Source organism: Shewanella sp. HL-SH4 (assembly GCF_051164845.1).
In the GTDB taxonomy this organism is placed as follows: Bacteria; Pseudomonadota; Gammaproteobacteria; order Enterobacterales; family Shewanellaceae; genus Shewanella; species Shewanella glacialimarina.
Genome location: NZ_CP195037.1, coordinates 3,772,962 through 3,798,648, shown reverse-complemented (window position 1 = coordinate 3,798,648; position 25,687 = coordinate 3,772,962). Strand labels below are relative to the sequence as shown.

Below are 25,687 nucleotides of genomic sequence, written 5' to 3'. Positions count from 1 at the left end.
CTGAAACATAATGGGGCAAAAATTTGTTTGCTTCCTAACCTATTTCTGGACACTCCTGTGTTATAAATTTTACTAATTTAGGACGATATAAATTAGTTGAAGTGCGATAAAACGCAGAAGTGTCTAGTGTTCTATGGAAAGCCCAAGCGCTTAAACTTTCATGTTAATTGGCTATAGAGTGTATTTGGGTGACTTTTAGTGATAGTTAAATAAGTGGATTTCTTCCAACAATTCATGTCAGATAAATACTTGTGATTTCAAATACCTCGAAATCAACCAAAACGTTATAATGCTCCGCATTTATCAAAACCTCATCTCTACTAAGTCGGGGCTTTTCTGTATCTATAATGATTTTTGTTACACTAGTGCAACGGAGGGCGTATGGCTGAAACCGACAAAAAATGTTTAGAAGCAAAGAAAAACCATCATCATGTATGGGCTAACTATATGAAACGATGGTCGCCTGATAACAAACAGGTTTACTACACGACTAAGAAGAATAACGATATTCGCTTCGATAGTGTCAAAAACATTGCTGTTGAACGTGATTTTTATCAAGTAAAACCACTTACGCCTGAACATGTGCAAATAATCAAAAGATGGTCGTCAAAAAGCCATAAAGACCTACACGAGCTGCACATGTCTTATCTAAGTGATTACCTAGCAATGCAATGCTTGGAATCGCTGTATAAACAAGGCGGTAAAAAAGATGAAATCGCTGATAAGATGATTGAAGCTTGGAAGTGCAACGGTGTTGAAAACTATCACACAGCTCACGAAAATGAAGTTCAAGAAACTCTAGAGGCGCTTGCAAATCGAAATTTATCGGTACTTGATAAAGACGATAATATGATTAAGTTCATGCAATTCTATGGTCAACAAATTGCGAGAACTAAAAACTTCAAAGATACGATAAGCAACACAGCAGCCAATCATATTAAGACTTTAACGCTAGAGTGTTGGTGGTTCATTAGTTACATGTTCGGTATGAATTTAGGTCGATCACTTTACTTAGACAGAAAAGACGACATTCATTGCCTGCTGCTCAATGACACAGATACACCGTTCATTACTTCTGACCAACCCATTGTTAATGTTCATCAAGCGTTAACCAACGAGATTAAACCACCAAAAGATCATGAATGTGATTTCTACTATCCGATATCACCAAATGTTGCTTACATGATAAACAAATCAAATCGTTTTCAACGCGGCAAGGTTCAAGTGTCAGTTGATATTGTAGAAGAAATGAATATCGAGATAGCCAAACGTGCGAATTTTCATATCATTGGCAACAGTGAGGAGTCGCTTAAGCCTTATAAGAAGTTTGTTGGTTCAAATCTCAAGGCTGTTAAAACAGTCCATACAACACCGTACTTGCATGAGTAAAAGTAAGTCAAATAATGAAACAGGAAATTCGGCGATCTCAAAGGCTAACCAGCTTTGGGGCAATAACGATTTAGAGCGGTCACTCTAAGCCTTACCTGGACATTAATGGGTTAGTGCAAAGGGTCTAAAAATGGGTAGTGGGATTAGTAAATGTATGGGGTTCAATTAAAGTTTACACTGCCCCACATATCCTTAATGAACTGCTAAGGTTCAGTCACTATGAAACTAATTACGCTTTAGATTGCGCACCTATCTTTGTTAACAATGCAGAAAAAGATGGATTATCAGAAATAAGTTTATCTAAATCAACACTCCTTGCATACCTTCGAGCCATCTTCCCATTATAATCAGAAAGTATCATCATTGCGTTGTAAACCTCCACTGAAACGTATTTTCCAAGCCATGACTCAAGGTCACAATTTAAGACAACTAGATCTAAGCCAAGATCCTCAAGTTTATTTATCACCTTTTGTTGAACATCAGGATCTGATATTGGTGTGATAAATACTCCTATGTTTGCTGCGTAAGTCTTTACAAGATGCTCAGCAAGTTGTGCAACAGCAAGCTGACCTCCAGCCGGAAAAACATCAAAATTGGTATTAGTGTGAAAACGTTTAAATAATGTTTCGATAATTCTGGCATCTGCTTCACTTTCAACCAGAATACTCCAAGGTTTATTCTGAGTTTGTATATTGTGATTAGTTTGTTTTTCCTTAGAAAAATAAACTTCTAAGGGGTAAAAAGGTTGGCCATAGTCAGCTGCATAACGCAATTTCACATAGATCGCGTCACGCATCGTAATTTCCCCTGACTCAATAAGCAAAAGATCTTGACGTCCGAAAAGAATAAGATTTAATTCTTTTCCACTTAGCAATGCATCTACAGCATCCGTACTATAATCCGACATTGAAAAGAAAACACCGATTGTACCTATCAGTTTTCCATCAACTTTCCCTTTAAACGAATATAGTGCAGAGGCGGGAATAGTTTTAGCATGCCATTTAGCTTCTAGTAAGTAAAAACTATGGTCAATTGAGAACGACCCATCAATTTCTTCTCCTGATGGCCGCATACTCGTACGAGGTGCCATTTCTTCTTTTGACAACATATCATTAAGGATACGTTCAAAGTGTCTACCCCGTTGCTGATACCATAGGTTATTAGCTGATTTTGGTGGTTCTAACAGATCTTTTATTCTAGTAGTTTCCAAATCAAATTCTCCGTATAAAAAGTCATTTTACACAAGGTCGTAAGGTATTTTTGACGCCGAATGGGGCAGTAATGGGTTAGTTAAACCACTCTAATGAACCTGACATTGATTATAAAAGCAGTAATTCGCTCAAGCCCTTTTACCTCTTGTACCAGTTTTTATCTTCATATACAGAACTACAGATAAATTGAACAATTTATTATGTGTCAGTTCCTGCATAGTGATCTTGGACGACTTCCATAGCAGACTCTTTGGCGGCACTATGGTCATCAAAAGATTGTTTATAGAAATAGAAAAATGCGACTCCGAACTCAGCTAACTCTATGAATATAAAATTATTCGTAGAGTGAAAAAAATGAAAGTCTTTATTTTTAGTATGGATAATACAAAGGGAATTAAGCCTATCAGCCTTTGATTTCACACTCAATACTTGCAATGCCGAGCGAAAATTTGAAAACACCTTTGCAGGACTCGTGTCCATAGAGCCTTGAAACATTGCAATAGGCATTTTGCCAATAAAAGGAATGTACTTTACACCTTTTACCTTATTTAAGTTTCTGCGAAGGTCGAGTACTTGAAATTTGTACTCTAGAGTTTCTAACCATAGGATGATTAACTCTAAGGTCTCTTGTGAGAACTCTTGGTTACTAACATCGACTCTTTCAAATTCATGCTTCAAATGTCTCTCCAAATAACCAAGGAGATTCGAGTTGCAATCTTTGCATGCAGGTAGTGTAGTTTTATTGTAAGTCTGATAAATACCGTTAGTTGTTGTTTCGAAAGTTCGTTTAGTACAGCGATTATAGACCCATTGAGGTATCACGTGCTCTCTAGTCAGTTGATCTTGAGAACCACAAATTATGCACATCTCTGCTGAGTGTTCGGCTATAATTGCACCAGTAACTTTCTTCTTATTTGCTCTGATTTTCTTTCGAAGTTGAACCAATTTTAACTGAATACTCATCTGAGACATGACTCCTAAATCGCTCTGGCGCATAACGCTTTCTGTAAGACTCTGCGCCGTATTTCACGAATATAGAATGCAGCCTTTCTTCGAGTACTTCAATATATAATCAATCGGTTAGTGAACATATTGATTGGTTAGGCCACATTGTGAAGTATATAAATAAATGAACTGCATTCGGATAAATTTTGTTAATGCAAACTCATTACAAAAAATGTGAATGAGTATTTACACTAGCTTGCTTTGGGGCAAAAACAAGTTTGAGTTACAAACGTAATTTAACCTCTACAGTAGTCTTATAAAGTAGCAGCCGATATTTCTTAGCCACTACTGCTAGTGATGTAAAATAGTTATAAAATATCCGTCGGTTTGTGATTTAATTTACTTAGTTCTAAAATACACTCCAGTGGAGGTCGTTTGTAAAAGTGGACATTGAGACAATTATCAACAGACAAGTTTTTGATCACTTTTAATCATCTAGAGGTAATTTATCATGTAAAATTGTAAATCCAAGCAGATTAATACGGCCTGAATTTACAATTAAAATAACATTGACAGGGAATCAACCTTTATCAAAAATAAAATTTTTAATAAGTTATAACCGCTAAAAGCTATAAGAGAATTTTGTCCTTAAATCAGTAGCATCTTTTTGATTATTTTCATAATCCAATATTGAAAAATCAACTGATATACCGCAATTAGCTAGTTTACCATCAAATTGATATGCAAGATTAACCGTCCATTCATTTAAATCTTTTCCAACTATGGGATTGTCAAAAGATGTATAAAATAATTTACCTTTAATATTAGAGATAGTAGAACCTAACCCCAGTTGATACGAATTTGTGCCCGCTTCAAATGCAGCAACACCCGCAGTTTTAGTAGTTGCAGTAAACTGATAATAAGCTCCTTGACCTATGCCTCTAAAAACTCTATTTTCTCCTTCATTCCCTCCAGCTAATGTATAACCAGCGAAAAAATCTACTCCCCCTTGGCTGAAACCTACTTTAAAGCCCAAAAGATCATTATCAACTAGTTCATTTTTATCCCACTTCGTTTTGTAGTACTGCACCGCAACATAACTATTAAAGTTAGTTGGCAATGTATATTCTACATCAGCATAGAGTGCTTGGACTTCATTTACTACATTTGCGTACTGTGAGTTAATTTTAACTTTTTTAGCTATCCGTTTATTAACTTGTGCGAAAAAGACGCCATCATTGCCTATTTTATAAAAGTCGCCAGGGGAACCAGAACCATTATAATCAAAATCAACAAATTCATTATCAACATAAAATGATTTATCTGTTCGAGTCTGATATTTAGTCACATAACCAATCGAAATATCAGTATCCTCAAAATGACTTGAAGATACCTGATACATTTCAAAAGACTCTTTTATCAATCTTGAACCTGAGTTAGCGATCAAGGGTGATGAAAAGTGTTGTCTACCTCCAGAAAACACCGTACCACCAAACTGATATTTCAAAAAAGCTTCTGATAATACAAGTCCTTGTGCGTTTATACTGCCCGCAGTTCTATCATCATCATCATTGATGTTACTAACGTATGATCCCTGTACTTCTCCTCCCAATTTAAACCCATTAAACTCTGATGTATTAAAAGTAACATTACCACCATTCACCCAAATCGAGCTATTCTCTGCATTTGAATCGTCAAAATCTTGTTCGAAATAGTACGATTTCGCTGTACCTCCAACATTACCATTGTGTATCCATTCAGAAAAACTTTCAATATCACCATTAGAGAATGCATTATTACTCATTGCTAATATCACCAAAAAAAATTTATTATATTTAAACATATAAACCTTATTAACGTTAAGTTACAAACAAGAAACTATATTGAGAAAAATAAAAACCGAAGATAAACAAATAAATTACAAACCAACCAATAATACAAATAAAAACATTTTTAACAGTAATCCATTTCACAACAAAAAATATTAAACTCACAAAAATAACAAATTAAAATAAGACATAGGTTTAAAACCAAAGTTAAAAACTTAGGTGAAGGAAATATTAAAAAAAGCACTTGAAGGAAATATTTAAAATAACAAAAAATATTAAATTAATATCAAAAATGTTAATTCGATCAATATAAAATAAACTACAAACATTACAATAAAAATAGATAAACACATTTAAACAAAATATATTATCTCACAAAAACAACATAGGAAGATTCATATCATGATTAAAAAAAATATTTTACTAGGACTTATAATTGCTTTTTCAAGTCAATCATATGCCGCCACAATAAATTCAGAAACGTTTAAAGATTTAGATTATAAGAGTGCTGTAACAACAGCACATACACTATATAAAAATAATGAAGGGATAATGATAAAAGTTCTACCCAATAGAATAGTTGCAACTTTTTCAGATGGTAAAAGTAGTTCTGTAGCAATACCAAAAGATCAATTTTTTCTATCAATAGCTCCGTACATTAATAGCTCTCATCCATGTACTAATCATGTTTTAACAGGTTGTACCGGTGAGATAAAAAATCAAGTAATGAAAGTTGTCATGATTGATACTGATACAGGTGAAACATTAATAGACAAACAAGTCACGACACAACGTGATGGATTTATAGACTTTTGGGTTCCAAAAGATAAAAACTTAGCATTCAATATTTATCATAAAGCAAAAGACGGAAGCGAAAGAGTGGCAAGAGAGGTACTGTCTACTTTCAATAATGATAGAACTTGCATTACTACTATGCAACTTATTGAAAGTTAATATTTGAATGCAAAATCAAAAAAGACTGGAGTTATTCCGGTCTTTTTTTATATAAAAAATGGAAATCCTTTTCCATAAAATATCATGCACTAACATGATCCGAGTCTTTGTGGTTTTCTTGGGAGCACCTACAAAGAAGCTCAAGATAATCCCTTATCTGGTTGATGAAACTTTTATTAGTTACGACCAGTGCACGTGGGTTATTTTCCAATTACCATCCGCTTGTTTAATTAACACAAGCGTTTCCATGGTCATTGAGTCAATACTTTTACCTTTATATTCACCTTGGGCGTGACTTATTGACGTTGAAATAGCAATGTCATCTGTAATCGTTACTTGGTGTTCTTTTGGCGTTATGGTTAACCCTTTTAAGTAGGCCATATCTGCAAGCATGTGATGATTGGCATAATCCGTAAGTGAACGTTCTACTTTTCCACCTTCATAAATTTGCACATTGACAGCTAATGACTGCCTGACAATAGCCTCATTGCCCGTTTGTAATGCAACATGAAATTGTTTGACAACATTACCCGCGGCGGAATCAACACCGATAAACGTTTTTTGTTCTATAGGGTGAGTTTCATCACCATGGGCGAAGCTCAATGTGCTTTGTCCTGCTGACATCAGTAATATCCCGGTCGTTATGAGTATTGTTAAAGGGCTATTCTTCATTTTTATCTCTCTGTTAATTTATAGTGATTATCCAAGGCTCATAGGACCTAGCACGCTCGAAAGTACCGCTGTTGTCGCTAATATCAGTACTGCTATTAATGCTTCTAATCCAATCGATTTTTGTAGTTTTTGCTTTGCGAGTAATGGGTTCGCAATCGTTAATTTCGGTACTAAAACCAATTTATGCCATGCTGCTATAAGCAAAATGATAGCCACCAAACAGAGCTTGATGGTGACCGCAATACCATAATCGGAGCTGAATAATTCAGTGGGACTATCAAACAACATCCACACCATTCCCATGCCTGAGAGCAACACAAGAATGACAATCACTATGCCTAAACGACCAAATGTATCCATGACATTTTTTATGACGATGTTGTCATCGGTGCTGCATAATTTCCATAATGGATAAAAAGCGCCTATCCAGCTGCCAATGATCAACACGTGTATCAATATTAAGCCTTGAGCAAGCAATCCCAGCTCAGTGCTATGGCCAATAAAAGTAAACGTGACAGCAATTAACAGACAGCTGAGAATCGCTAATACCGCAGAAAACGTTTTGATATAACGGTTCTTATGTAACAGTAAACCACTAACCACTAGCATTATCCCAAAACCGATTAAGCGCCAAAGCACCGTTTGCCCTACCTGGGTTGGCCAAAGAAAAGCATGCATCTGCGCATCAAATATTCCCATCAAGCCACTTTCAGCAAAAGCCCCTACTTGAGCAAAATAGTTGATACTGACGGCAATCAACCCCAAAACGGCACCTACGAAGGTATATTTTGCAACGTTAATACCAAGGTTCGGTTGACCCTTAATGAGATATTGCATCAATGTGCCGCCAATAACGGCGGCAACACTCAGATAGATAACCCATTTAGATATCAACACCGATATTTCAAATACGGTTAATATCATGTTTACTCATCCACTTATTGATGTGCAGTGTGCTCGCTAGTCTCATGCTCCATTGTCATAGGCGGTGCACTGCGAGTGTTCATGCCAGAGTCGTGAAGCATAAAGCTCATGTTGCCTTTCATCTTATGACCGTCGTCACCCATGATCATCCAGTTAACTGTGTAATTAGCTGCGTTTAATGCTGGTAGAGCGAATGAAAATGCTGCTTGGCTGGTCGCACTTGAAGGTAATGTTAGCGGTACGCTTTGCTGCTTCTCATCTTGCATTGTTAATTTGACCAAACGTACCGGAGCCGTAAAGGTCAGTTCAAGCGTTGTTGGGGCTTGACTTAGCATCGCACCGTTAGCGGGCATAGAACTGCCCAGTCCGACATGAGCAAATGCTGAAGCACTCAGGAATAGACTTGTTACGACTAAAACGTTGTTAAATAATTTCATGATATTTCCTTTTATATTGTTTTTAACGATCGAAAAACGGTTTACATAAATGATTAAATATTGGCTTAGCTAACATCTTGGCGCCAAGCTTATAACTCAGTGTACGAACGAGGTCTTAGAACCAAGCTCTAAAACCAATAACAAACTGGGTTTCTTGTGTTTCTTCCCCTTCATTTCGGGCGTAATCGGCGGTATTACCGAGCTTCTGACGCCAATCCACACCGATATAGGGTGCGAACTCTCGAACAATCTCGTATCTCAATCGCAGCCCTGCACTGACGTCAGATAAGCCTGAGCCTATTCCAAGTTCAGCATCGTCCTTACCAAATAAATTAACTTCTACTTCAGGTGTGAGTATCAACTTTTGAGTGATTAACAGTTCATATTCCGCACTCACACGCATAGCCGTACGGCCTTGATCACCGATGAATAAGGCCGCATCAATATCAAAGAAATATGGCGCTAACCCTTGAACCCCAATCACAGCCCAATTACGGTTCGGCGTCGGTTTGATATCGGTTTTAATACCGAATTGTACATCCCAGTATGGTGCGATGGGCTTACTGTAAAGAGCCTGAATTTCAAGGTCTTGCTTATCACTATTTGAATATTCACCTTCTGTTTTAAGCCACAACTTATTCAAATCGTAACCTAACCAGGCTTGTGCACTAAACTGGGTAGGATCTTGCGGATCCACGCCTTTTTCAAATTGATCCAGCATGACTTTTGTTAATAGAGGATCATCATTACCGCCGGCAAACACAGCTGAGCTAGCCAATGAGGCGCTCAGACTCAACAGTCCCAATGCCACTAAATTCGTTTTATTCATCTGTATTCCCCTTATTTCACCACGACTTTTCTGAACATGCCTGGCATGTGGAATAACAAGTGGCAATGATATGCCCATTGCCCTTTTGCATCGGCGGTGACTAAGTAACTGATTTTAGAACCCGGCTGAACTAATACCGTGTGCTTACGGGGAATAAAATCAGGGTCGCCTGTCTCTAACTCACTCCACATACCATGCAAATGCATAGGGTGAGTCATCATCGTGTCGTTCACTAAGGTGATCCGCAGTCTTTCTCCGTATTCAAACTCTAATGGCGCGGCGTCCATAAATTTCACCCCATTCACAGACCACATATATCGGTTCATATTGCCGGTTAAATGCAGTTGAATTTCGCGGCTAGGTTGGCGCGTGTCGTAGGTAGGATGTAAGCCTTTAATATCGCCATAAGTTAATACTTTGCGATTAAATTGTTGTTGATGGTCACGCAATCCAATCCCGGGATCGTGTAAACCACTTTTTGGCGCATCTGCACGCATATCCACTTGTGGGCCGAACTCGGTGTCAATGTGTTTAATTTCATTGTTACTGCCAAAGCCTGCAAGCCCTAGTCCTGAGACTGTCGCTTTCGCAGCGTCCATGGCCATTTTGCTGTGATCCATGCCTGACATATCACCGCCACCCATAGCCATCTTGCTGTGATCCATGCCTGACATATCACCGCTGCCCATAGCCATCTTGCTATGATCCATGCCAGGCATATCACCGCCGTCCATAGCCATCTTGCTGTGATCCATGCCTGACATATCACCTCCACCCATAGCCATCTTGCTGTGATCCATGCCTGACATATCACCAGCGCCCATGTCCATTTTGCTATGATCCATACCGCTCATATCCATATCACTCATATCCATGCCCATATCACTGTGGCCAAGGACTGGCCTTGGATCCATTGGGGGAATAGGAGCATGTAAACTGGCATCTGAGGTAAGGTTACCTACCGTAAAGCCGGTGCGGTCAATACTTTGAGCGAAAATACAATAGGCATTATCAACCTCTGGCTCAATAACCACATCATAGGTTTCAGCAACACCGATTCGAAATTCATCCACAGAAACCGGTTGAATGTTCTGACCATCACTGGCAACAACACTCATTTTGAGACCCGGTATACGTACATCAAATATGGTCATCGCAGAACTATTTATAAAGCGTAAGCGCACTTTTTCACCTTGTTCAAACAATCCTTGCCAGCCCTGTTGCGGAGGATTGCCATTCATTAAATAGGTGTAAGTTGAACCCGTAACATCAGATATGTCTCTGTCACTCATGCGCGCGTTATTCCACATCGAACGAGCGTTCCACGTATTGGCTAAGCCATTTTTATTCACGTCAGAGAAAAAATCCATTACCGTACGCTCACGGTAATTATAGTAATCGGCTTGTTTCTTTAATTTGGCATAAATGTTTTCAGGGGCTTCGTCAGACCAATCAGACAGCATGATCACATAGTCACGGTCATATACAACCGGATCGGGGGTAGCCGGATCAATCACAATAGCACCGAATAAACCGGTTTGTTCTTGATAGCCTGAATGACTGTGATACCAATATGTGCCACTTTGCTGGACGGTAAATTGATACTCAAATGTTTCACCGGGTTTAATGCCATCAAAGCTAAAGCCAGGCACACCGTCCATTTCGGTGGGTAAAATAATACCGTGCCAGTGAATAGAGCTATCATGGTCGAGATTATTTTTTACTCTTAAGGTGACTGTTTCACCTTCTTTCCAACGTAATAACGGCGCGGGCAGTAATTGGTTTACAACAGTCGCTCGAGCAGATTTCCCGGTAAAATTAACCATTTTATAGTCAATTGATAAGTCAAACACTTTGCCAGAGAGCTGGCTCAACGATTGGCTTAACGCATTGGCAAAGGCATTTTTAGGGAAAGGGATCGACATCAATGCCAACATGGCGGATGCACCAAACACAAACCGGCGTCGGCTGTTGTTGAGTTCACTGTTTGTCGTTTGAATCATGGGTTTTATCATGTATTGAGATTTCATTGCACAGACTCCTCAAGCGAGTTCACTTGGGCGTATACCTGGCTACTGCCATCATTTTTCAACAGTAAGACTTGGTATGGCATAAATTTATCTTGGTACTCCATACCAGGGCTGCCCACAGGCATAGCGGGTACGGTTAGGCCGATAGCATCTTTAGGGGGGTGGCTAAAAAACGACTAATGAATTTTGCAGGGATATGCCCTTCAAACACATAACCTTGAGATGACACTGCGGTATGGCAAGATTGCATTGAAGCAGGAATACCCTTTGACTGTTTAAACTCATAAAGGTTGTTAATATTGTGGGCATCAACATTAAATCCACGCTCACTAATATGCGTAAGCCATTTCTCACAACAGCCACAATTGGCATCTTTATAAACAGTGAGTAATGGCGCCGTAGTGCCGGGCTCCGCTGCATGGGCAGGTAACATCCCTCCCATAATTTGCAGAATAAAAATAGTACCTATGACACGAAAAAAACGAATAGAATTGCGATATAGAGCAGACATAATATTGCCTCCAAATCAAATTTCGTCACATTAAACAACGCGGTTTAATGTCAGTTTATTAACCGAAAAAAGTTAAAAAATTGAAACTACATGATTGGCTAGGACAGTTAGCAAAAAAAAGGCGTAACTGTGCCTATGTTAGGCAAATATTGGAGGACGGTATAAAGATGAAAAATACTGGGGCATTAGTGCTGAGGTAAACATTGTTGCAGAATTAACTAAGCTGACTTCTGATTTAAGCGTTGGCATGGCCATCGTTAAAGCGATGGATAAACATGAACCGACAGGACAATGGCACGCTTGGGCGCAGCAATTATCATCCGCACCATCGTTCATATCCATGTTCATTTGCATACTAGCGTCATGACATGCTTTGCCATTTTCAGCAGGCATATTTGAAGTCGTCATTGAACTCATTGGCATAGTACCAGGCATAATCACAGACGCAAAAGTTTGACCGACAAACGTCAGTAAAACAAACATCATGATTAAATGGACTCTACGCAAAATATATCTCCAATGATTATAGAATAATATTAGTGAAAAATACTGCATTTAGCAATGAAAATTCATTTGAAAAACATAATTAAATGAAAATAAAAATCAATCTAATATAAAAATAACGATGCAGATACTTTTATCTGCATCATTTTTTAATCAACTCAACACTATCGTTCCTCATGTCTCAATTGAGCACGACGCCATAAAAAGAACACAACAGGAACAATTAATAGTGTCAGTATGATTGCACTGACCATTCCGCCGACCATTGGCGCAGCAATTCGACTCATCACCTCGGAACCTGTTCCAGTACCATAAAGTATAGGTAATAATCCAGCAATGATTGCTGCTGCGGTCATCATTACAGGACGTACACGCATACCTGCACCTTGAATAACGGATTGAATCAACTTTAGTTCATCAAATTTTTCTAGCTGCTGTGAACTATGATCAATCGCTTCTCTATAGGCTTGGTTTAAATAGACAAGCATAATGACGCCAATTTCGACAGCCACACCCGCCAATGCTATAAAACCTACCCCTACAGCAACTGAAAAATTAAAACCTTGTATATACATTAACCAAATACTGCCCACCATTGCAAAAGGCAATGTTCCCACAATAATTCCTACTTCAACAGCATTGCGGAAATTCATGAACAATAAAATAACGATAATAAACAAAGTCAATGGTACTACGTAAGTAAGCTTCGCTTTTGCTCTTTCCATATACTCATATTGACCTGCCCAGGTAATAGAGTAACCGGCAGGTAATACCAATTTATCACTAACAACTTTTTGGGCTATTTCAACATAACTACCGATATCGACATCTTCAATATCGATATAAGCCCAACCATTAAGACGAGCATTTTCACTTTTAATACCTGGTGGTCCATTTTCGATAACAATATCCGCTACATCCCCTAAAGAAATCCTCAAACCTTGCGGAGTGACGATAGGCAATAAAGCTAATGCTTCAGGAGAATTTCGATAATCCTGAGGATAGCGTAAATTAATTGGATATCGTTCTAAGCCTTCAACTGTTTGTGAAATATTCATACCACCGATCGCTGTAGCCACAACTTGTTGAACATCCGCTATATTTAAACCATACCGAGCAGCATTCTCCCTCTGGATATCAACTTTAATATAACGTCCACCTGCAACCCTCTCAGCGTATACTGACGCAGTCCCTTTAACATCTTTAAGGATTTCCTCTAATTGTTTACCAATTTTCTCAATTTCCTTGAGGCTAGGACCTGCAATTTTAATCCCTACAGGCGTTTTAATCCCTGTCGCCAACATGTCAATTCGGGTTTTAATTGGCATTACCCATGCGTTCGTCACACCGGGTAACTTTACTAATGAGTCTAATTCTTGTTTTAAACTCTCAGTCGTCAGTCCTTCTCTCCACTCACTTTTGGGCTTAAGCTGAATAAACGTTTCCACCATTGTTAGAGGTGCAGGATCCGTTGCAGAGTCTGCTCGGCCAACCTTGCCAAATACGGTTTTAACCTCGGGTACTGTGTAAATTAACTTATCCATTTGTTGCACTAATTGGCGAGCTTTACCAATAGAAATACCAGGGTAAGTGGTCGGCATATACATTAGATCGCCTTCATCTAGTGGAGGCATAAACTCACTACCAATTTTATTTAACGGCCACACACCAATTGCCAACACAAATAACGCAAATAGGAGGGTTATTTTCGGGAAAGCCAATACTTTTTTCAACACTGGCATATATACAGCAGTTAACAATCGATTAACGGGGTTTTTGTGTTCAGGAAGCACTTTTCCCCGAATAAAGTATCCCATTAGCACTGGCACTAAGGTAATAGCTAACGCTGCCGATGCAGCCATTGCGTAAGTTTTAGTAAACGCAAGCGGTGAAAACATCCTTCCCTCCTGTGCTTCGAGGGTAAATACCGGTAAAAAACTAACAGTAATAATAAGTAAACTAAAAAACAATGCCGGGCCAACTTCGCTGGCAGACCGCGCTACAACCTGCCAACGGTTTTCTGCCGTCAATGGCGTTCGTTCCATATGTTTATGCATATTTTCAATCATTACAATGGCGCCATCGACCATAGCACCAATTGCAATAGCAATACCACCTAAAGACATGATATTGGCATTTAACCCCTGCAAGTGCATAATAATAAATGCTGTTAAAATACCAACTGGTAAGCTAACAATCGCAACAAGTGATGATCTTACATGCGCCAAAAATACCATACAGACTAAAGCTACGACTAAAAACTCCTCTAGTAGTTTAAACCCTAAGTTTGATACGGCTCTCTCAATTAAACCGCTGCGATCGTAAACGGTCATAACTTCCACCCCCTCTGGAAGGCCTTTTTTCAGTGTCTCTAATTTAGCTTTCACACCATCAATAGTCTTTTGGGCATTTTCACCAAATCGCATCACAATAATGCCACCGACAGTCTCACCTTCACCATTTAGATCAACGACGCCTCGTCGCATTTGCGGTCCGGTCCCTATATCCGCAACATCTTTTAGCAGTAATGGTGTGCCATTATTGTTCACGCCTAAAGGAATATTGCCGATGTCCTCTTTATTCTCAAGATATCCTGTGGCACGAACCATATATTCAGCTTCAGCGATTTCGACTACAGAGGCACCAATTTCTTGATTACCACGGTTAATCGCCATTTGAATAGCGGCTAAAGGTATACCAAATGCACGCAACTTATCTGGGTCAACCTTAATCTGATACTGTTTGACCATCCCACCTAGAGCACTCACTTCAGAAACACCAGGGACTGTTTGTAATTCATACTTTAAAAACCAGTCCTGTAAGCTGCGTAACTCACTAATATCGTGTTTACCGGTTCTATCAACTAGTGCATATAAATATACCCAGCCCACACCAGTTGCGTCAGGTCCTAATTGAGGCTTTGCATTATCAGGTAACGTTGAAACAACTTGGCTAAGATATTCCAACACACGACTACGAGCCCAATATAAATCGGTTTCTTCATCAAAGATGACATAGACATATGAATCACCAAAAAAAGAGAATCCCCTTACCGTTACTGCACCAGGTACAGACAGCATAGCCGTAGTTAAAGGGTAAGTGACTTGATCTTCAACTACTTGTGGGGCTTGACCTGGATAACTTGTTTTAATAATTACCTGAACATCAGATAAATCAGGCAAAGCATCAATAGGGGTATTTTTAAGTGAAAATAAACCCGCGCCGACGAGAATTGCACTGGCGAGCAAAACAAAAAATCTGTTTGCTACAGACCATCGTATTATTGATTCAATCATGGTTATTCTCCCATCTCCATTCCTGAATGATCTGTTTGATGTGTTGTATTAGATACATCATCAGTATCTTTGGGATAGTGTATATTTACCACTTTGACCAAGCCGTCTGATGTTTTTTCTAATTCAATATGAAGCACAGCACCAACGGTAAATACAGAGAAATCCACACTGTCATCAACAGTAAAGTCCATGGTCATTTGTGGCCATTCCCATTCATTGACAGCTTGATGGTCCACATTAATCATTCGATGTGCAGCCATTAAACCATTTACTTTTGCCTCTACCCAGGCGGTTTCAGATGTGATGGCTTGAATATTTTCTTGCTCATCTTCTGGTGCTGTCATACGTTTAAGATCAGAAGTTTTATTTGATTCAGAATCCAATAAAAATTGTGCAGACGAGACTACAATATCTCCCTCGTACAGTCCTGACTCTATTTGAATGCTGTCATCATCTAATCGCCCTAACGTTACCGCTACAGATTTATATTTACCTTCACCGAGGGCAAGTACAACTCGATCAGAGTTTCCTGTTCTAATAACAGCCTCCCTTGGTAACAGTAATACGTCCTCTTCACTTCGTGTTTTTATCGACACTTGAGCAAACATATTTGGCTTTAATGCCGCATTGGTATTATCGAAACGCAATCTCACTTTTAGCGTTCTTGTTTTACTGTCTAATGTCGGGTAGACATAATCGACTTTTCCTTGCCAAAATTGGCCTGGCAGGTAATCTAATTTCATTTCAACAGCTTGCCCAACTTTAACCATGTTTGCTTGACGTTCAAAAACTTCAGCTTCAACCCATACTTGTGATAATGAGCCAACTGAAAACATTGTCATACCCGGTTTAACAAACGATCCCTCCCTTATATTCAAATTATCAATAACACCACTTTGGTCAGCATAAAATGTAATATTTTGTTTGACTGTTCTATTTTTTCGTAGCGCTTTAATCTCCTCGCTTGGTATTAATAATGCTTTTAACCGAGCTTCAGATGCTGTAATCAAACGTTGATCTTTTCGATTTAATGCTAATAACATTTCTTCTTGTGCATTAACTAAAGCAGGAGAATAAATCGAATATATAGGTTGCCCTTTAATAACCGGATCACCAGAGGCTTTTACATAAAGTTCTTCAATCCATCCTTCTACTCTAGGATTAATATGAATAAGTTGATCTTGATCGTATTGAACGTATCCTACTGTTTTAATGCTAGTTTCCAGTGCTCCAAGCGTTGCTACGGATGTGCGCATACCAAGTTTATTAATCACAGCAGGTGATATTTTAATGGCACCAGGTCCAAAATCTGTCGAATCGGTGCCATCTTCGTATACAGGTATAAGATCCATACCCATTGGTGATTTCCCAGGTTTATCACTACGATAATTAGGATTCATAGGTGCGACCCAATATGAAGGCTTAGCTTTTGCACTGTCCTCTGAAGTTATCTGATTCTGCGGTGTATATAGGGTTGATGCACTAATACCAGTAAGAATACCGATAACTAATATGCTGATCATTTTCAAATTGCTGTTCATTTTACTTCTCCATCAACATAAGATTTATGTGAGATGCTAACTGGGCCCACTTTAGGGGTAAAAAAATAGTTCAATTGAACTTTAACTTTCTGTAAATCAACGTTAATGGCCAAAGCATCTAATTGAGTATTTAATTGAGCAATGAGGGAACGTACGACTTCAGCGAAATCACCCTTATCATTTGTGTAAGCCGTTAGCGACGCATCAGCTTGATCTTGCATTTGAGGTAATAAAAAATCGTTATAGAGTGTCTGACGTTGTTCCAATTTAAGAAGTTGCGCTTTCGCAGTACCGTATGACGCCATCATGTTTCGAAGCAGTAACCACTTTTCCGTTTTAATTGATTCCGATTGATAAATAGCGGCTTGAACTTGCTTGTCTTGTTTTGACGAAGTAAATATTGGTAAATCAAAACTCACACCAATTGATAGCAAATCATCGCGAGAATTACCCATAGGATCATTGCCTCGATAACTGTATCCAGCATTTACACCCCATTCTGGCTTATACAATTGCTTTTTCAACTCGACACCTTTTCGGCTTGACTCAATTCTTTGCTCCAATGCTGAAATGAGTGGATGAACAGAGAACGCTTCATACAGAGACTGTTGGTAATGTTGGCTTTTTTCCTCATCGAAATAAAGATTAGGATTCGTTAGTTTAATTTGAGGAAGTATATTAGGGACGGTGAACGTCGAAAATAACAGCTCATAATCTTGTTCATGACCTATTCGATATTCATCAACAAATGCCTTACCAACCCATTCAGATAATTTCTGTTTAAACATATCTTCTTGCTGGGCCAAAACGGTCAGCTTATCTTCAAGACGGGTCACCTCTAACTGAGCACGAATAATATCCTGCTGATTAGATTTAACTAAAGCAGATGAATACCCTGCTTTAACAACATCTGATAGTTGTTCAAATAAGTTCCGATTGCGCTCAATCAGTGCAATGCTCTCTTGCGCTTTATATACATCAAACCAAATTTGAGCTGTGGTGACACTTAACTTTGCTCGTCTATCTTGTCTTAAGAAAGGATATTGCTCAGCCGTTAACTCAAGTTGTTGTTGGCGTAAACTTAAGCTATCCCCACGGGGAAACATTTGAGTGACACCAATTTTCATTTGAGTCATTGCTTCTTGTCCAAAATCAAAAGTGTTTATGGACAAATTAGCTAAACCAACACTGATTTTTGGATCTGGTAAAGTTCCTGCCGCGATACTCTCAGATTTAATAGCATCTTGTTGAAATTGATTACTGACTAACCAGGGATCGTTTGATTGAGAGAGATAAACTGCTTCTTCCAGTGATAATGTCTGTACTGGTTCTGCCGCATATACCGCAGCGCTAATACCAATAAAGGACATCACTACTATTAGAATATATTGAGTGTAAATTTCACCCAATCTCTTGTAAATTAAAGACATAAAGCCTCCAAATTAATCACCAATTCTCGAATTGAATTCGAACAAAGGTAATATCTTGTTAATTTATTTTAAAAAAGATAAATGAACAGGAAGACGATCAAAAATTGATCAAGCCTTTCCTATCTAACAAGACAATATTGGAGGACGATATAAAGAAGAGTTATATTGCGGAGTCGTATTTTGAGTCAAACCAGATATAAAACTACTCAAACTTGAGATGGTTACTGATTGGACAATTTTCATTTCAAGGGCAATTGAAAAACAAGTACCTATCGGACAATCACATTGATTATCACAACAATCAGGAATGTCAGCGGTAGATGTTTTAACGGCATCAGCATCTGATGTTAATTGGTGATGGCAAGCGTTAGTCGCAGCGGTATTCACTGGATTTGATTTACTTAACATTGAATTCATATCAGAGGGGCATGGCAAAATCACAGACGCAAAAGCTTGACTGACAAATGTCATCAAGATAAGCATCACTGTGATAATTCGCATACGACTCAAGATAAAACTCCAATATAATTACTGCTATTAATGTTAACTCAACTTGACTAAATCATCCTAGTTAACTGTAGTGTTTTTTTACTTTAAACTACTGATACTTGACATAGATCACACTTCGAAAGCTCTTACTAAAAGATAGTCAGTATCGATAAAAATTAACATCTAATTGTCTTAACTTATCTTGGATCCTGGTGGGGGTTTGTGGCAACTATGTGGTTGATGATTTGCATTATCTTTGATGTTTTGATCCACAAATTGGTAGTAACTTTCCTTCACATGAGTCCACCAATCGTTATGAATATTAGCACCATGCTTTCTGATAACCGCTTCAATACCTTCTAAATTGATATGGCTGGCATCATAGGTTAGATAAATAGATCCCGATTTGTCATTATAAATCACTTCTTCTATGCCAAACAGTTTGTCTATCTCAGTCTTTAATGCTTCTAAATTTTGATTATCTACTCCAGTTAATCTTAGGTTTCTGACAACTAAAGTGGCTTCTTTAACGCCCGGTCTATGTTCAAAATCACTCATAATGTCTCTCTTAATCATTAACTCATCATTTTTCTGATGATTTAGGTAAAAAGTAATTAACAAAAAATGGCCAATTTTCTAACCTAGACCGTAAACAGCTTAGGTTAGAATCAAGATATTGATTGCAAAGTTCAAAAAGGCTCATTTTAATACTGCTATTATCTTCATCATTGATACCAACATATTGAAAAATACGCATGGATATCTAGTGTTTACTCAACAATCAATACACCTTTATACATTTGCATCTGACAATGAAATGGATACTCACCCTTTTCCAGAGCCGGTAATGATATCGTCGTGGGCTTATCCAGCGCTAAATCCTGGCTAATCTCCAAGTCGGGTAGCAGGACTGTGGCTGAACATCCGGATTTATCTTGGCGTAAAAAAGTTATCTCTGTTGGTGTATTAGCCGAAATTTTAATTCGTGCAGGCGTATACACACCGTCTTTAACCAGTATCAATGTACTAGCGTCAACACTAGAATCCTTTGTCGGTTTATATAGCCAAAACCACCAAATGATAAAACCGATTAATGCGATACACAGTAAATTAATTAACATATTGAAGCTCCTAGTGTTCTTTGGCTTTAAACAAACGTAAACGGTTAGCGTTACTCACTACGGTAAGTGATGAAAAGGCCATCGCAGCCCCGGCAATCACTGGATTTAGCAAAATACCAAAAACAGGGAAAAGCACACCTGCTGCTAAGGGAATACCCGCGACGTTGTAAATAAACGCGCCAAACAAGTTTTGTTTAATGTTGCGCAGCGTTGCTTTACTAATGGCTATCGCATCGGCTAAGCCATGAAGTGATCCGCGCATTAAGGTAATATCAGCGCTTTCTATCGCCACATCAGTGCCTGTTCCAATAGCAAAGCCAACATCGGCTAACGCTAATGCGGGGGCGTCATTAATCCCATCGCCGGTCATACCAACCACTTCATTTTGTTGCTGAAGTTCAGCCACTTTATTGGCTTTATCTTCTGGCATGACTTCTGCGAAAAAATCATCAATACCGACTTTTTTAGCCACTGCGGCGGCGGTCGCTTTATTGTCCCCGGTTAACATTATCACTTTGATGCCACTGCGTTTCAGTCTCGCAATCGCTTCGATTGAATCAGGCTTTATCGGATCTGATACCGCAATAATGGCCAGTAATTGCCCTGCAAGCGCTAAATACATTGGTGTTTTAGCATTTTCAGCTAACACTTGGGCCTTAGCTTCATTGAATCCAATATCAATATTTTTGTCTTGCATTAATTTTAGATTACCAAATAATAATATCTGGCCATCCACTTCAGCTTCTACACCTTTACCTGAAATGGCATTGAAGTGCTCAGTGTTAATGGCTTCAATACCTCTATCATTCGCACTTTCAACAATCGCTTGCGCGAGTGGATGTTCGGAGTGACTTTCAATTCCAGCAGACAAGGCAAGTACCTGCTCTTCACTGTCTGCATTAACCAAAATAATATCGGTAACTTGCGGTTTACCTTCGGTAATGGTGCCGGTTTTATCTAATACCATGGCGGTTATTTTAGACGCGGTTTGCAATGCTTCACCGTTCCGAATAAGCACTCCCGATTCAGCCGCCTTACCAACGCCGACCATCACTGACATTGGCGTTGCGAGTCCTAACGCACAAGGACAAGCAATAATTAATACTGTTGTTGCAGACACGATGGCAAATACACTCGACGGCTCAGGGCCAAAGTTAAACCACACCATGGCACTGACTATAGCGATGATCATAATGGCGGGCACAAAGTAAGCGGCTATAACATCAGCTAAACGTCCAATCGGCGGCTTAGAGTTTTGCGCCCGTTTGACCATACTAATAATGCGCGCCAGTGCAGTATCTTTACCTACACGAGTGGCTTTAAATATGATCGAGCCTGATTTATTCAAGGTGCCAGTGACCACATCGTCACCGATCACTTTTTCAACAGGCATTGGCTCACCAGTCAACATTGATTCATCAATGGTGCTGTTACCTTCAATAACCACCCCATCAACTGGGATTTTTTCGCCAGGGCGAACTTTAACGTGATCATTAAGTAATACATGAGCAATATCGATGTCGAGGTCTTTTCCATCACGGATAACCCGAGCAGTTTTAGCTTGCAAACCAATGAGACGCTTAATCGCTTCAGAGGTTTTACCGCGCGCTTTAACTTCTAGTGCTAAACCAAGATTAATTAAACCAATAATCATTGCGGTCGCTTCAAAGTAAACATGCCTTGCCATCTCGGGAAATAATTGTGGAAATGCAACTATCAACATAGAGTAAACCCAAGCAGTACCGGTACCTAAGGCAATGAGGGTATCCATATTGGCGTTATGGTTTAAAAATGATTTCCATGCACCGATATAAAAATGCCTACCTGATATCAGCATAATCGCAAGAGTCACCACACCAACCAGTCCCCACACCACTTGTTCTAATAGGGTTGATACCGTCATTTCGCCAATAAACAGTCCATAAATCATCAACGGAATACCGACGGACAGAGCGATAATGGTATGGCGTAATAAACTTTTATAATGTTGCAAATCAGCCTGTTCTTTCTCGTTCATGACATCTTCTGCCGACTCCGCCTTTATTTGAGAGGCATTGTAACCAGCGCTTTCGACCGCTTTTATAATCAACTCGGCAGATGCTTTACCGTTAACTAATACCGTTCTGTCCGCAAAATTCATCTCGGCCGAATCAACGCCTTCTACGTTGTTAATCGCTTTTTCAATTTTGCCAACACAACTCGCGCAGCCTGCGCCGAGAATATTGAGTTGTATGGGTGAGTGTGTAGTGTGATCCATTACTTAACCTCCGTTGAAGTTTCATTAACACAATGGGGAACATCTAATTCCTCTGAAACTATATCCTCTTGATTTGTATTTTCTATTAAATGGCAAATCATGTTTCCTGTAGGTATGTTGTCAGGCATTTGAGACCAATCTTGTATCGCCTTAGAAAGCTTACTTCTTAATTTCACCATTTCGTTGAACTGTTGCTCTGTTTCAAGCAGCTTTACTTTAATTAATTCGCGTACAAGTTGACATGCACTATCCCCAAGATCAGTCTTAGAAAAAATAACTTTAATATCTTCGACAGAAAAGCCTAAATTTCGAGCACTCAAAATAAATTGCATCCTCACCATATCTTTATGGTTGAATGTTTTATAACCATTATTGGGAGATTTGCTTGGATTGAGTAATCCAATTCGAGTATAAAAACGCACAGTATCAGCGGATACACCCAATTTATTAGCGAGTTGAGTCACTTTCATACGACCTCCAAACCAACGTAAGTAACTACGATAGTTCTACTATAACTCTGTGTGTTACACACAGCTCAAGAAGTATATTAGATATAAATAGGGCGCTATGATAGCGCCCTATTTATCCAATTAATGTTTCATCATTTTGCTGTGTTGTTTCATAATGATAGACATTAATTCTTCATGGTTAACCAGCTTCACTGATTCACCTTTTAAGCTAACAGAATCTATTGTGATCTGAGGGGCGTCGATAAATTTACGAGCAGATTTTGTAGTAAAAATATCCTTAGCTCTAACCTGAATATCTTCGTTTTTAGTTAAATTCAAACTCCAATATAATGCATCAGATTTTACAAAATTAGTATCATCTGCTCCCGTTGAAAAAACGTCAAAAAACTGAAGTTCAAGTAAATGTTGACCTGGCTCAATTTCAATCTGCCCCTTATTAGTCACAGACTGACCATCAACTGAAGTAAAAATAAGATAATCAGGTAATGTAATAGTAGCAGCCATTGAAGCTGTACTAGCTAAAGATAAAAGTGTAATTGCGATAAATTTTTTCATGATAAACTCCAGATGCTTTATGATGCTCATAAGTAAACGAGCAACGAAAATCTTTATAAATTAATAGTAAGTGATTAATTAAAATAAAGAATTAAGCAATTGGAGGGGGATTTTGACTTCCAAGCGAAGCCGGAGTTGATATCCATAAAGTTGAGTTAACTTTAGAACTTGTGAATAGAGCATTAACTAAATTTGAATCTGATAACAAAACAAATGCATTAGCGACTGCATGGCAATGGCTAATACAGTGGCTTGAATCTTCGGGACAACAGTTATCGGTATCATCACAATCATTGTCCATCATAACTGAATGTGACATAGAGCTAGTTTGCATACTTGATTCGGACATTTCGCTAGACATAGCATTATTTGGCATTAATAACTGTGTTATTAATGCCAATATAACTGCTAAATTTAACAAAATCTTAGTCATGCAATTGTATCCAGTTGAATTATGTTATTAACCTTAGCAAATTTTAGAATCTAATTCCATGACATAAGTCACAATCCTAGGTCTATTAAAAGAGTCAACTTACTATCTATTTCCAGTAATAAATTATGCGTTCTCTGAATGATTTAATTTCATAACATGGTTACCCCCCTAACCCCACGTCTTTGAATACTGTATTTTGTCTAAAACCGTACATACCCCAAAATACGAAAAGCATTCTAAAAAACTCACAGTCAAGATTTTTTAAACAATAGAACACGTTGTATGCAACAACCAATAATAACTTGATGTATTTGATTAGCAAATACTTAAATTGAAAATTTTTACTATTAATATTACATTTTGAACTTTTAAAACATAGACAATTTGTAGTTGAATGAAAATATTACGTTTTTCATTCATTAACAGCACTGGCTTAATTTTATACATTGTTCTGAGTCACATTTATCTCCAACAAACCACCAGGAATACCTCTTAATGGGTATTATTAGATTAATTTCATATACTCAGGGCGGCTTTATGACGATTTGTAGAACAATGTTGTTATCCTCGATTTTTTTACTTAGCGCATGCGGGAGTGATTCAAATACTACTGTGACGGTAGCAGAACAAGTATTACCTCAGGGGCAATTCTCTTTAGCTATTTCTGATTCACCTATGGTTGGAGTTTCTCATGTTGGTATGGTCATGGGGGAACTGGTCATGACTGATGCTGAGGGCGTAATCCATAGACATGATTTACAGGATATGACGTTTAATCTACTCGACTTTCAGGGGATGGACAGCCATCTTGTAGTCGATAATATAGACTTACCTCTGGGTCAGTACCATGATGCCTATGTCACCATCCAACAGGGCGATGGCAATGACGGCTGCTATGTTGAAGATGGCCAGGGTCGACACGGTTTGTATGTAGCCGATGGACAACTTCCAGTTTCAGATTTTGAAATAGTAGCTGGCCAGCATATTTCCATCACTATGGAAATTGACTTGTATCGTGGCCTGTCATATCAACAAGGTGAATACCATTTAGGTCATCAAGCGATGTGGTCCGTTGATAATCGCTATATGGGCCACTTGCTGGGTGAAGTAGATCCTCAATGGATTGCCGATTGCGAGACAACTTATTCAGACCGGACTCCGATCGGGGGACAATTTAGTCACATGGCCTATCTGTATCCTGAAGAGGTAACTAATATTGATCAAATGACAGATATGAGAACCAATCCTCCTGAGGCGGTAACTCTACCGACTGCGGTAAGTCCTATGATGCAGGATATTGACGGCAACTGGCACTTTGCCATGGGTTATTTGCCAGTTGGAAACTATCGGGTCGGCTACAGCTGCTTAGGTCATTTAGATGACCCCGTCACCGATGATATGACTAGTGGCCAATTTGTTATGTTTAAAGATTCTGGTTCAATCACTATAGAAGCAGGAACACAGGGAGGCCAGCAGACAGTACATGAGTGCGGTAACGGCAATGGTGGTCATCACGGACACCATGGCGGCTAGCTAAATGAGTCAGGCTCCCATTTACTTGGGAGCCTCTACGACCAAAAAGATAGTAAGCCATGTTAATGATGATTATCATTAAATCAAAATATGAGCAGATACCCTGATCCATTATGGTTAATTGGCAGCCTTGCATATAACGTGACAAAAACCAAAAGAGGTCAATCATCAGCCACAACTAAAGAGTCTTTATGATTTTGTTACTTTTCTTACTGGGAAATAGCTCTTAGTCTTCTCTTATATATCTTACTTTCCGGACCAATACTGACTTCTTCAATAGCGTAAATAAAACCTAGTATTAAATTCATAGTCAGTTGAAGGAAGTAT

22 protein-coding genes and 1 pseudogene are annotated in these 25,687 nt (G+C 38.7%); 3 read left to right on the top strand and 20 right to left on the bottom strand.

What is annotated here, in order from left to right:
- Positions 1-381 precede the first annotated feature (381 nt).
- Positions 382-1,389 carry a DUF4238 domain-containing protein gene (locus ACRWQL_RS17630; protein ID WP_434951375.1) on the top strand — a complete coding sequence of 336 codons (1,008 nt, stop codon included), beginning with the start codon at positions 382-384 and terminating at the stop codon, positions 1,387-1,389.
- Between the two features lie 229 nt (positions 1,390-1,618).
- Here ACRWQL_RS17630 and ACRWQL_RS17625 read toward each other — a convergent pair whose 3' ends face one another.
- The 3 genes from ACRWQL_RS17625 to ACRWQL_RS17615 form a co-directional block, all read right to left on the bottom strand.
- Positions 1,619-2,599, bottom strand: coding sequence for a restriction endonuclease (locus tag ACRWQL_RS17625; RefSeq protein ID WP_434951373.1), 981 nt, complete (start codon positions 2,597-2,599; stop codon positions 1,619-1,621).
- Positions 2,600-2,798: 199 nt separating this feature from the next.
- Positions 2,799-3,563 carry a hypothetical protein gene (locus tag ACRWQL_RS17620; RefSeq protein WP_434951370.1) on the bottom strand — a complete coding sequence of 255 codons (765 nt, stop codon included), beginning with the start codon at positions 3,561-3,563 and terminating at the stop codon, positions 2,799-2,801.
- 604 nt (positions 3,564-4,167) lie between these two features.
- Positions 4,168-5,349, bottom strand: a complete 1,182-nt coding sequence (locus ACRWQL_RS17615; protein ID WP_259395711.1) for an OprD family porin — start codon at positions 5,347-5,349, stop codon at positions 4,168-4,170.
- Between the two features lie 427 nt (positions 5,350-5,776).
- Between ACRWQL_RS17615 and ACRWQL_RS17610 the strand changes: the two genes are divergently transcribed.
- Positions 5,777-6,328 carry a CueP family metal-binding protein gene (locus ACRWQL_RS17610; protein ID WP_182698294.1) on the top strand — a complete coding sequence of 184 codons (552 nt, stop codon included), beginning with the start codon at positions 5,777-5,779 and terminating at the stop codon, positions 6,326-6,328.
- Positions 6,329-6,508: 180 nt separating this feature from the next.
- On the opposite strand, the gene ACRWQL_RS17605 is transcribed toward ACRWQL_RS17610, so the two are convergent.
- The 17 genes and pseudogenes from ACRWQL_RS17605 to ACRWQL_RS17525 all read right to left on the bottom strand — a co-directional run bounded on the left by ACRWQL_RS17605 (position 6,509) and on the right by ACRWQL_RS17525 (position 23,827).
- Entirely contained in the window at positions 6,509-6,952 is a 444-nt protein-coding gene (locus ACRWQL_RS17605) for a YybH family protein (RefSeq protein ID WP_182698305.1), read from the bottom strand.
- Positions 6,953-7,027: 75 nt separating this feature from the next.
- Positions 7,028-7,924 carry a copper resistance D family protein gene (locus ACRWQL_RS17600; protein WP_182680751.1) on the bottom strand — a complete coding sequence of 299 codons (897 nt, stop codon included), beginning with the start codon at positions 7,922-7,924 and terminating at the stop codon, positions 7,028-7,030.
- Positions 7,925-7,938: 14 nt separating this feature from the next.
- Entirely contained in the window at positions 7,939-8,361 is a 423-nt protein-coding gene (locus tag ACRWQL_RS17595) for a copper resistance CopC family protein (protein WP_182680750.1), read from the bottom strand.
- Between the two features lie 115 nt (positions 8,362-8,476).
- The gene (locus tag ACRWQL_RS17590) at positions 8,477-9,190 is read right to left on the bottom strand and encodes a copper resistance protein B (RefSeq protein WP_182680749.1); all 714 of its coding nucleotides are present in this window, start codon (positions 9,188-9,190) and stop codon (positions 8,477-8,479) included.
- Positions 9,191-9,201: 11 nt separating this feature from the next.
- Positions 9,202-11,220 carry a copper resistance system multicopper oxidase gene (locus ACRWQL_RS17585; RefSeq protein WP_182698293.1) on the bottom strand — a complete coding sequence of 673 codons (2,019 nt, stop codon included), beginning with the start codon at positions 11,218-11,220 and terminating at the stop codon, positions 9,202-9,204.
- Positions 11,217-11,470 (bottom strand): annotated as a pseudogene (locus tag ACRWQL_RS17580) (DUF411 domain-containing protein). The gene ACRWQL_RS17585 and the pseudogene ACRWQL_RS17580 overlap by 4 nt, the downstream one beginning before the upstream one ends.
- A gap of 399 nt (positions 11,471-11,869) precedes the next feature.
- Positions 11,870-12,238: a hypothetical protein gene (locus ACRWQL_RS17575; protein WP_235781911.1), complete on the bottom strand. Its 369-nt coding sequence runs from the start codon at positions 12,236-12,238 to the stop codon at positions 11,870-11,872.
- A gap of 161 nt (positions 12,239-12,399) precedes the next feature.
- Positions 12,400-15,531, bottom strand: coding sequence for an efflux RND transporter permease subunit (locus tag ACRWQL_RS17570; RefSeq protein ID WP_434951364.1), 3,132 nt, complete (start codon positions 15,529-15,531; stop codon positions 12,400-12,402).
- A gap of 2 nt (positions 15,532-15,533) precedes the next feature.
- Complete coding sequence (locus tag ACRWQL_RS17565) at positions 15,534-17,072, bottom strand: efflux RND transporter periplasmic adaptor subunit (protein WP_182698292.1); 1,539 nt, start codon at positions 17,070-17,072, stop codon at positions 15,534-15,536.
- Positions 17,069-18,502 (bottom strand): TolC family protein, encoded by a 1,434-nt coding sequence (locus tag ACRWQL_RS17560; protein WP_434951361.1) that lies wholly within the window; start codon positions 18,500-18,502, stop codon positions 17,069-17,071. The genes ACRWQL_RS17565 and ACRWQL_RS17560 overlap by 4 nt, the downstream gene beginning before the upstream one ends.
- 123 nt (positions 18,503-18,625) lie before the next feature.
- Positions 18,626-19,003 (bottom strand): hypothetical protein, encoded by a 378-nt coding sequence (locus tag ACRWQL_RS17555; RefSeq protein ID WP_434951359.1) that lies wholly within the window; start codon positions 19,001-19,003, stop codon positions 18,626-18,628.
- A 180-nt stretch (positions 19,004-19,183) separates the two neighbouring features.
- Positions 19,184-19,549, bottom strand: a complete 366-nt coding sequence (locus tag ACRWQL_RS17550; protein ID WP_123884662.1) for a cation transporter — start codon at positions 19,547-19,549, stop codon at positions 19,184-19,186.
- 212 nt (positions 19,550-19,761) lie between these two features.
- Positions 19,762-20,112, bottom strand: coding sequence for a cupredoxin domain-containing protein (locus ACRWQL_RS17545; RefSeq protein ID WP_037425971.1), 351 nt, complete (start codon positions 20,110-20,112; stop codon positions 19,762-19,764).
- A gap of 10 nt (positions 20,113-20,122) precedes the next feature.
- Positions 20,123-22,369 carry a heavy metal translocating P-type ATPase gene (locus ACRWQL_RS17540; protein WP_434951356.1) on the bottom strand — a complete coding sequence of 749 codons (2,247 nt, stop codon included), beginning with the start codon at positions 22,367-22,369 and terminating at the stop codon, positions 20,123-20,125.
- The gene (locus ACRWQL_RS17535; protein WP_037425976.1) at positions 22,369-22,839 is read right to left on the bottom strand and encodes a MerR family transcriptional regulator; all 471 of its coding nucleotides are present in this window, start codon (positions 22,837-22,839) and stop codon (positions 22,369-22,371) included. The genes ACRWQL_RS17540 and ACRWQL_RS17535 overlap by 1 nt, the downstream gene beginning before the upstream one ends.
- Positions 22,840-22,959: 120 nt before the next feature.
- Positions 22,960-23,394: a DUF2057 family protein gene (locus tag ACRWQL_RS17530; protein WP_434951354.1), complete on the bottom strand. Its 435-nt coding sequence runs from the start codon at positions 23,392-23,394 to the stop codon at positions 22,960-22,962.
- A 91-nt stretch (positions 23,395-23,485) separates the two neighbouring features.
- Complete coding sequence (locus ACRWQL_RS17525; protein WP_434951351.1) at positions 23,486-23,827, bottom strand: hypothetical protein; 342 nt, start codon at positions 23,825-23,827, stop codon at positions 23,486-23,488.
- A gap of 495 nt (positions 23,828-24,322) precedes the next feature.
- Between ACRWQL_RS17525 and ACRWQL_RS17520 the strand changes: the two genes are divergently transcribed.
- Positions 24,323-25,360 (top strand): DUF4382 domain-containing protein, encoded by a 1,038-nt coding sequence (locus tag ACRWQL_RS17520; RefSeq protein WP_434951349.1) that lies wholly within the window; start codon positions 24,323-24,325, stop codon positions 25,358-25,360.
- The last annotated feature ends 327 nt before the right edge of the window (positions 25,361-25,687 follow it).

What these genes read in the sequence shown, in the direction of transcription:
- ACRWQL_RS17630 (WP_434951375.1), top strand. Translation starts at nt 382, where the DNA reads ATGGCTGAAACCGACAAAAAATGTTTAGAAGCAAAGAAAAACCATCAT.
- ACRWQL_RS17620 (WP_434951370.1), bottom strand. Translation starts at nt 3,563, where the DNA reads ATGAGTATTCAGTTAAAATTGGTTCAACTTCGAAAGAAAATCAGAGCA.
- ACRWQL_RS17615 (WP_259395711.1), bottom strand. Translation starts at nt 5,349, where the DNA reads ATGAGTAATAATGCATTCTCTAATGGTGATATTGAAAGTTTTTCTGAA.
- ACRWQL_RS17610 (WP_182698294.1), top strand. Translation starts at nt 5,777, where the DNA reads ATGATTAAAAAAAATATTTTACTAGGACTTATAATTGCTTTTTCAAGT.
- ACRWQL_RS17605 (WP_182698305.1), bottom strand. Translation starts at nt 6,952, where the DNA reads ATGTCAGCAGGACAAAGCACATTGAGCTTCGCCCATGGTGATGAAACT.
- ACRWQL_RS17600 (WP_182680751.1), bottom strand. Translation starts at nt 7,924, where the DNA reads ATGATATTAACCGTATTTGAAATATCGGTGTTGATATCTAAATGGGTT.
- ACRWQL_RS17595 (WP_182680750.1), bottom strand. Translation starts at nt 8,361, where the DNA reads ATGAAATTATTTAACAACGTTTTAGTCGTAACAAGTCTATTCCTGAGT.
- ACRWQL_RS17590 (WP_182680749.1), bottom strand. Translation starts at nt 9,190, where the DNA reads ATGAATAAAACGAATTTAGTGGCATTGGGACTGTTGAGTCTGAGCGCC.
- ACRWQL_RS17585 (WP_182698293.1), bottom strand. Translation starts at nt 11,220, where the DNA reads ATGAAATCTCAATACATGATAAAACCCATGATTCAAACGACAAACAGT.
- ACRWQL_RS17570 (WP_434951364.1), bottom strand. Translation starts at nt 15,531, where the DNA reads ATGATTGAATCAATAATACGATGGTCTGTAGCAAACAGATTTTTTGTT.
- ACRWQL_RS17565 (WP_182698292.1), bottom strand. Translation starts at nt 17,072, where the DNA reads ATGAACAGCAATTTGAAAATGATCAGCATATTAGTTATCGGTATTCTT.
- ACRWQL_RS17560 (WP_434951361.1), bottom strand. Translation starts at nt 18,502, where the DNA reads ATGTCTTTAATTTACAAGAGATTGGGTGAAATTTACACTCAATATATT.
- ACRWQL_RS17555 (WP_434951359.1), bottom strand. Translation starts at nt 19,003, where the DNA reads ATGCGAATTATCACAGTGATGCTTATCTTGATGACATTTGTCAGTCAA.
- ACRWQL_RS17550 (WP_123884662.1), bottom strand. Translation starts at nt 19,549, where the DNA reads ATGAGTGATTTTGAACATAGACCGGGCGTTAAAGAAGCCACTTTAGTT.
- ACRWQL_RS17545 (WP_037425971.1), bottom strand. Translation starts at nt 20,112, where the DNA reads ATGTTAATTAATTTACTGTGTATCGCATTAATCGGTTTTATCATTTGG.
- ACRWQL_RS17540 (WP_434951356.1), bottom strand. Translation starts at nt 22,369, where the DNA reads ATGGATCACACTACACACTCACCCATACAACTCAATATTCTCGGCGCA.
- ACRWQL_RS17535 (WP_037425976.1), bottom strand. Translation starts at nt 22,839, where the DNA reads ATGAAAGTGACTCAACTCGCTAATAAATTGGGTGTATCCGCTGATACT.
- ACRWQL_RS17530 (WP_434951354.1), bottom strand. Translation starts at nt 23,394, where the DNA reads ATGAAAAAATTTATCGCAATTACACTTTTATCTTTAGCTAGTACAGCT.
- ACRWQL_RS17525 (WP_434951351.1), bottom strand. Translation starts at nt 23,827, where the DNA reads ATGACTAAGATTTTGTTAAATTTAGCAGTTATATTGGCATTAATAACA.
- ACRWQL_RS17520 (WP_434951349.1), top strand. Translation starts at nt 24,323, where the DNA reads ATGGGTATTATTAGATTAATTTCATATACTCAGGGCGGCTTTATGACG.